Genomic DNA, 7369 nt, shown 5'->3' with positions numbered 1-7369 from the left:
AATGCAAATCCTATTTGTTGCATAGGAATCACATTTTTTGTGAAGTTTTTCATATTATTACTATGCGCAAAAAAGGAAGTTCAAATTCGAACTTCCTTTTCTTTATCGGCAAATATCAAATTTTTTTTGATACAGCCCCTTTTATAATATTATTGTCTATATCCACTTCCAGCTCCAGTTAGAGCTTTTATTTCATGAAGATTAAGATTTCTACTATTGTTTAATACTTCATTGATTTTATGGCTCTTATGACTGCAAGCCTCAGCTATATCATTACTAATATTATTTATTACATCAACTATATTGCTATGTTTATGTCCATTTCCTGCACCAGTTTGCGCCTTTATTTGATGAAGATTAACTTTACCTTTTATATTTGTTACTACATCATATATTTTTTGACTTTTATGATTAGTAGTAGTTACAGGAATAGTATCAATAGTTGTGCTATTATATCCATTTCCAATACCAGTCATAGCCTTTATTTCATGTAAGTTTAGCCCTCTTCCATTTTCATTAATAACTTCGTAAATCTTTCTTATCTTATTGTTTCTCATTTAAAATTCCTCCTAAAATATAAAGCTTTTTTATTTAATCAATTCAGTTTAATTTCATATTTCTTTTATACTAATATATACAAGAGTTATTTTTACTTTAGGGACCTTTTTAACTGAAAGTCCAAATTTCATATTTGGTAACTTGAAGTTACTCCTACGAATGCATATGAGTAGTGAGTTTCCTTATTAAATCTAAAATTTTATGTAATTTTTTAAATTTAAATTACTCTTAATAACCTTGTCACTATTAAATACAATAGCTAATTATATTTTAGGTACCTTTTTAACTGAAAGTCCAAATTTCACATTTGGTAACTTGAAGTTACTCCTACGAATGTATATGAGTAGTGAGTTTCCTTATTAAAGCCAAAATTTTATATTTTGTTGCTTGAACTTACACTGGAAGTGTACTCCTACAAATATGTATGAGTAGCGAGTTTCCTTATTAAGGCCAAAATTTTATTTTTTATTTTTAATTAATAATTACTAAAAAAAATTGTTAATTTTCTAAAACTATTTTCATATAATGACTTTGTATTATAGTTGATACATTTAGGAGGCAAGTAATGTATAAAATTGAAATTAAAGAATTAGGAGAAAATAAAGTCAGCCTTTGTGAAACAATAAAATATCTTCAATATAATGAACTATATAATTTAGTAAAACCATACTTAAATATTGAACATTTATCATTTTCCATTAAAAATGATTGCCCTGATGGTCGTGAATGGGGCTTTATATATGCAGGTGATACGATTGTTGGAGAAATCAAAATAACTAAATTATTTAACTAAAAATAAACCTAACACTACAGTCTACAAACTATAGTGCTAGGCTTTTAGTCATTTATTAATTTTCTCTAGCTTTAAAAAAATCATCTATCTTCACTGCACCTTCTAATACTTCCCTTTCCACATACAAGGTTCTATCTCCCCTTGTCATCATACTCCATTTAACCAAGCTAATTGAACCCTTCTCAATTTCTATTGCCGTAATACACCTAGGATGAACACAACTTCCATCATTAAAATACATTACTTCTCCAACTTTAGGAAAGCTTGGCCTATGTGTATGACCAGCTATTAACATTTTATTTTCTTCTTCTGCCCATTTCATTAGATGTTGTTCTATTTTATCTTTACGCTTGTAGTTTTCCCCAGCTCTTGTAGGATCTTTAACTCCCCAAAGTTCTAATGGTCTCCATAAATACCTCACTAAAAATCTACCTAATTTCCAAGCTCTATCATTAATAAAATCTCCCTGATGCCCATGAACAATAAATATTCTATTACTATTATTGCTATCTTCTAAAATCAATCCCTCATAGACCTGCATTGAAGGAAATAACGGACAAACTTTTTTTCTTGTCTCGCAATAATACTCACTACAATTTCTATTGAACAATTTCTCATTTTTCTTTTCTATATCATGATTTCCATAAATAATATATAACCTGTTTTCATTATAAAACTTAGACATCAACCAAAATGAATTGCTATGAATCTTTACTATCTCTTTCATAGATCTATTTTCCCAGAGTTCGTCCCCATCTCCTACTTCAATATACGTAAATCCACCTTCGTAATAATAGTTTAATGCTGCCCAGAAAAGATGTTGATTAGATATGAAATTATCTCCCCAGTTTCCAATTCCTCTATGACAATCACTCATCATAACAAACTTAGAGTTACAATCATAAGGAATAACTTTAGCTGATTCATAAGCTTTTGATAAACTTTCAAAGGTTCCCATCCTATCACCCCTATTATTTATCTAAAAAATCTTGTATATCTCTATAAAGATTTTCTAATTTTTTAGCTTTCTTATCATTAGCAAGAAGTTTAAATAATATTGGATAATAACTTCTTAAGAAATCAATCTTATCAATTGCACGTGTAAAATCTTTAGTTACCCAATTAAACAAATTACAATAAAATCTATTGAGTAATTGAATACATCCTACCATAAACTTACTATATTTCTGTGGTTGCTTAGTTTTAGGAGATGTAAAAACTAATTTAACCATTCTGCCATTAACCTTAATATCATTAGCTTTATATCCAGCATAATAAAGTCCATCAATAAAGGCTCTTTGCATATCTAAATATGGGAAAGTAATTTCAATTTTTAGAGATAATTCCTCTGGTTTAGAAAATAATCCTACATCAAACCCTGTTAACCACCAGTGTCTTTCTTCTCTTTCTATTATTTGATTGTCATTTTTCTTTAAGATATACTTCATCTGCAAAAGATATTTATCTGATACACTTTCATAAAAAGTTCCTGTAAAAACATCTGGTATCTCTACATCCTTTTTATCTGTTGCATATACTCCAACTTCTCCACCAGTTGTCATACCATATTGTCCTTTCCAAAACTCAATAAGCCATCTTTTTCCTCCATACTCAAAATAAATAGGTTCACAATCTATAATCATATTTAATGAAGGTGCTAATTCATCATAAAGACTACAATAACCTAACTTTCTTTGTGGTGGATGAAGGCTTGAATAAACAATGTCTTGCTCTATATCAAATAAGAAACCATATATTTCTAGAGCATCATTTATATCTTTTAACTTTTCTTCGTCAGTTCTTCCCTTTACTTTTTCTATAGCAGCTTTTCTACGTCTCCACCTCCAAAAGAGAAGTAATATCATTATTGATAAAACTGACATACAAATTGCAAGTACAATCGAATTATCCATTTGATATATCCCCTTTAAATTAATATATTTCTACAATATTTTATTCTGGTATAACATTATTGGTGAAATAATTTTATTATTGTAAAGAAACTTAAATAATAATAAAAAGAAGCTTAACACTTAGTTAGGTAACATTAGTGTTAAACTTCTATATATTCGTAAATATATTTTTAGGGGGTGAGTATTATTTATTAACTACTTTATCCTTTTATAATTATTGATGATTTTCATCTTAACTTAAATGGGTGGTATTGGATATGATACTTACTTTATTAATTGTTTTGATATTTTTATTGATAATTATGATAAAGGCTTTAAGTTCAAAAACTAAACTTTTAGAATTTGAACTAAATGTTTTAAACTATATTTTAAAACAAATGAAAAAAGCACTCCATCCGACCAAGAATAGTTGTGCTTTTTCTCAATTAAAATTATTTAATTGTAACCAATAGCCCTAAAACTAAAACCGTTCTAAGGATCGCTTAGTGTTAATCGGACTAAGCTTTTCTTATCTATATAATATCAAATTTTCACAAAAAATAAACATCAATTTTTTTTACTAATAATCATCTCTGCAAATTGAAATTTATAAGAGACCATTAATTTAAATCAGTTATTTTTTAGAACTTAAATATTAATAAATCTCAATTCTTTTTCAGCTTCTAATTTAGATTCATAAAATACATTTCTCAACTTATTATAACATATTTTGTAAATTAAATTTTACTTATGACACGTTATTTTCAGCTGTAAAAATAGCCTTAGGCAAGTTATTTCAATGCCTAAGGCTATAAACATCACTCATTTATGATACGGTTCTCCGTATCTCCTATAAATAAGGTTTTTTCATTTTATAAAATTCCTCAATAGTATCTCCGTTACCTCTAACTATTTATGATGAGTAATTGCAATGTTACCTATATGAAAATATCCATGCTGATGTTTTTGAGCTACCCTTTTAGTAAATCTAGCTTTCAGTAATATGTTTTATACTCACTCTTCTAATACCAGCTACAAATGTATCATTTTTATTCCCATTTAAAACACTTAATTGCAACTATTGAACAAATAGTAGCTATTATTAACATTATAAATATTGGTATTATAATATTCTCAACAGATTGTCCTAAAATTGCTGATTTTAGTATTTTTATTCCTTGTGTAAGTGGAAATACATCTACTATATTTTTCATTATATTTGGCATAACCTCATATGGTATTGTTGCCCCTGAAAATATCAACATAGGAAAATATAAAACACTTGCTATAACTCCTGCAATTTTTGAATCTTTTGATATACCACCAACCATAATTCCAATACTAAACATTGAAATCATAACAAGTAGCCATCCTAAAATGAAGTTTAAAATACTTCCTTGAATATTAAATTTAAAGAAAAGTTTAGCTACTAGAAATAATGAAATCATAGATACTAAAGAGTATAGAGCATATATGGTAACTTGTACTAATAATATAACTATTGGATTAACAGGTGTTACTTTAAATCTCTTTAAAATATGCTTACTTCTATAATCTGAAACTACTAAAGGTAAGCCCATAACTCCTCCATCACAAATTGCAATAGATGTTATTGCTCCAAATGATTGCTCTAAAAATGTATAATTTGCACCTTCAAAAGCAGGTTTGCTTCCATAAATAATACCTATTGCTACAAGTACAACTATAGGCATACATATAGCAAATATGAACATGTCCATTCCTCTTAATGATAACTTCAACTCTGTTTTTAACATTGTAATAAATGACTTCATATTACATTACCTCCTCATCCGTATACCAAAGATATGCATCTTCTAATTTTTCATAAGGGCTTGCTTCAATAGCCTCTTTAACTGTTCCATGAAATACTACCTTTCCTTTTTTAAGAATACAAATAATATCACATAATACTTCTACCTCATCCATAAAATGTGAAGTTAACACAATTGTTAAACCTTTTTCCTTTAAGTCTTTTAATATTTGCCATACATCTCTTCTTGCTCTTGCATCAAGTCCAGTTGTAAGTTCATCTAAAAATACTATTTCCGGATTAGGAATAAGTGCAAGTATAATAAACAGTCTTTGCTTTTGTCCGCCTGAAATCTCCTTTACTAAAGTTTTACTTTTTTCTTCAATTCCGAACCTTTGTAATAGCTCCTTATAATTAGCTGGATTTTTATAAAGTGATGCTGTCACTTCACAAAGTTCTTCAACTCGTATATTTTCTTGATAATTAGCTTCTTGAAACTGAACTCCAACCCTTTCAAATAACTCTTTACGATTAGATATCGGATTTAATCCTAGTATTGAAACTTCACCCTTATCTATCTTTTTAGTTCCAAGTATACATTCAATACTTGTACTCTTCCCTGCTCCATTAGCTCCAAGTAACCCAAATACAGCTCCTTTTTTTACTTCAAAGCTTAAGTTATCTACCGCTACATAACTTTGATATTTTTTTGATAGTTTTTCTACCTTAATTGCATAATCCATTTTTATATCCTCCTCTTGTTTGATGTAAAAATAATAACACCAAACAAAAGTCTGGTGTTAAAGTGGAGGGTTTGAATATTTTCTTTTTATTTCATATAACATTCCTAATATTTCCTCAGCATTTTTGGCAGCTAAATTCAAAGAAATTATAAGCTTATCACATACTGAAATAATATCTTCATTTTCATTAGGTGAATTTAATACCTCATTAATATCAGCTTCATTATGCTCTGATAATTTATTAAGCATTCTAAGTATAGCAGAAAGAGAATAATTACCACATCTAAGAGAACGAATAACTTTTAAGCGTTGGATATCTTCATAAGTGTAAATCCTATATCCATTTTGCTTTCTCTTAATATTTACCAATCCATTCATCTCCCAGTTACGAAGAGTATCCATAGATATTCCAAGCAATTCTGAAACTTCTTTACGCTTTAAATTAAAGTCTTTGTCATGATTTAATCCATTTATTAATTTACCTGCAATATCTACAGCCTCATTAGCATTGTCAATCTCTTTTTTAATAGATTTAATATACTCCTTAGTTAAAACAATAGCTTCATCAAAATCTTGTTTAGCTAACATCTTAACAATAGCTATTGCCTTTTTTCTTAATCCATTTTGCAGAACTTCAACTTCAAAAGCCTTACGTGCTAACTTAAGCTGATCTATATGCAAATCTGTAAATACACGATACCCATTGTCTTTTCTAATAGGTTTTGATATTAACCCTAAATCTTCATACATACGTACAGTATTTGGATGTATTCCTATCAACTTAGCTACTTCACTTGTTTTATAAGTTTTATCTATCGACCTCACTCCCTTTATAATCATTTTGATGTTATTTCATCTTTATTATTGTCATAATATATAATTCCATTTTTATATCATACATCAATATAAATTTCTATAAAAAATAAATGTAAAAATTATTTATTATATAAACTTACAGACAATTTATAATTTGAAATGTCACTTATAATATGGTATTTTCAACTGTAAAAATAGCCTTAGGCAAGTTATTTTAATTCCTAAAACTATAAACCTCACTTGCTTATGATACGGTTCTCCACAACTATTGCAAGAGCAAATAGCTTTCCATTTTATTCTTCTGTATATATTCTACATAAATATGGTATAATTCTAAAGTAATATTTTGAAATACCGTAGAGGATGGCTGCGGTGGTTGTACGTATTCCCACCTTGGGTTATTGATGATTTTCATCTTAACTTAAGGGGGTGGTATTGGATATGATACTTACTTTATTAATTGTTCTGATATTTTTATTAATAATTATGATAAAGGCTTTAAGTTCAAAAACTAAACTTTTAGAATTTGAACTCAATATAGGTATTAAATGTTTTAAACTATATTTTAAAACAAATGAAAAAAGCACTCCATCCGACCAAGAATAGTTGTGCTTTTTCTCAATTAAAATTATTTAATTGTAACCAATATCCCTAAAACTAAAAACGTTCTAAGGATTGCTTAGTGTTAATCTCACTAAGCTTTTCTTATCTATATTATATCAAATTTTCATAAAAAATAAACATCAATTTTTTTACTAATAATCATCTCTGCAAATTGAAATTTATAAGAGACCAT

At 27.8% G+C, this 7369-nt stretch carries 7 protein-coding genes; 1 reads left to right on the top strand and 6 read right to left on the bottom strand.

Features of this window, described 5'->3' with window-relative positions; genetic code table 11:
* Positions 1-149 precede the first annotated feature (149 nt).
* Positions 150-557 (bottom strand): hypothetical protein, encoded by a 408-nt coding sequence (locus LQE93_RS15860; protein WP_231074462.1) that lies wholly within the window; start codon positions 555-557, stop codon positions 150-152.
* A 566-nt stretch (positions 558-1123) separates the two neighbouring features.
* Here LQE93_RS15860 and LQE93_RS15855 point away from each other — a divergent pair.
* Complete coding sequence (locus LQE93_RS15855) at positions 1124-1351, top strand: hypothetical protein (RefSeq protein ID WP_231074460.1); 228 nt, start codon at positions 1124-1126, stop codon at positions 1349-1351.
* Between the two features lie 55 nt (positions 1352-1406).
* Here LQE93_RS15855 and LQE93_RS15850 read toward each other — a convergent pair whose 3' ends face one another.
* The 5 genes from LQE93_RS15850 to LQE93_RS15830 all read right to left on the bottom strand — a co-directional run bounded on the left by LQE93_RS15850 (position 1407) and on the right by LQE93_RS15830 (position 6597).
* Positions 1407-2309 carry a metallophosphoesterase gene (locus tag LQE93_RS15850; protein WP_231074459.1) on the bottom strand — a complete coding sequence of 301 codons (903 nt, stop codon included), beginning with the start codon at positions 2307-2309 and terminating at the stop codon, positions 1407-1409.
* A gap of 13 nt (positions 2310-2322) precedes the next feature.
* Positions 2323-3264 (bottom strand): DUF4474 domain-containing protein, encoded by a 942-nt coding sequence (locus LQE93_RS15845; RefSeq protein WP_231074457.1) that lies wholly within the window; start codon positions 3262-3264, stop codon positions 2323-2325.
* 1028 nt (positions 3265-4292) lie between these two features.
* A complete protein-coding gene (locus tag LQE93_RS15840) occupies positions 4293-5036 on the bottom strand; it encodes an ABC transporter permease (RefSeq protein WP_231074456.1) in 744 nt (247 codons plus the stop codon).
* Between the two features lies 1 nt (position 5037).
* Positions 5038-5757 carry an ABC transporter ATP-binding protein gene (locus LQE93_RS15835; protein ID WP_231074455.1) on the bottom strand — a complete coding sequence of 240 codons (720 nt, stop codon included), beginning with the start codon at positions 5755-5757 and terminating at the stop codon, positions 5038-5040.
* A gap of 57 nt (positions 5758-5814) precedes the next feature.
* Positions 5815-6597 carry a MerR family transcriptional regulator gene (locus tag LQE93_RS15830; RefSeq protein ID WP_231074453.1) on the bottom strand — a complete coding sequence of 261 codons (783 nt, stop codon included), beginning with the start codon at positions 6595-6597 and terminating at the stop codon, positions 5815-5817.
* Positions 6598-7369 lie beyond the last annotated feature (772 nt).

Source organism: Clostridium sp. NSJ-145 (assembly GCF_021044725.1).
Lineage (GTDB): Bacteria > Bacillota > Clostridia > Clostridiales > Clostridiaceae > Clostridium > Clostridium disporicum_B.
This window is presented reverse-complemented; position numbering and strand designations above follow the sequence as displayed.